Here is a 439-nt window from a genome sequence, read left to right as displayed (position 1 = left end):
ACCCAGGCTTCGGCCACGGTGCGGCCGACCGTCAGCGTGCCGTGATTGCGCAGCAGCATAGCCGACTTGTCGCCGAGCCGCTCGACCAGGCGCGCGCCTTCGGCCGGCGTGAAGGCCAGCGCCTCGTAGTCGTGGCAAGCCAGGTCGCCGTGAAAGCGCAGCGCGTGCTGCGAGGCCGGCAGCAGCCCCTGCGGCTGCATCGAGACGGCGATGCCGGCCTTGGTATGCAGGTGGATCACGCAGACCGCATCGGCGCGCGCCGCGTGCACGGCCGCATGCAGCGCGAAGCCGGTGGCGTTGACCTGGTGCGGGCCATCGCCGATGCGCCTGCCGGCCAGGTCGATCTTGACCAGGCTCGAGGCACGCACCTCCTCGAAGGCGAGCCCGAAGGGATTGATCAGGAAATGTCCGGGCTCGCCGGGCACGGCCACCGACAGAT

The 439-nt window shown here is 70.6% G+C and carries 1 protein-coding gene; it reads right to left on the bottom strand.

Translation table 11 applies throughout. The features are described from left to right. On the bottom strand, positions 1-439 hold a 439-nt coding region (locus FQ746_RS00010; RefSeq protein WP_186310577.1), incomplete at both ends, for a class II aldolase/adducin family protein.

The sequence above is a fragment of the Paraburkholderia sp. BCC1886 genome, from assembly GCF_900996245.1.
Lineage (GTDB): Bacteria > Pseudomonadota > Gammaproteobacteria > Burkholderiales > Burkholderiaceae > Paraburkholderia.
This window is presented reverse-complemented; position numbering and strand designations above follow the sequence as displayed.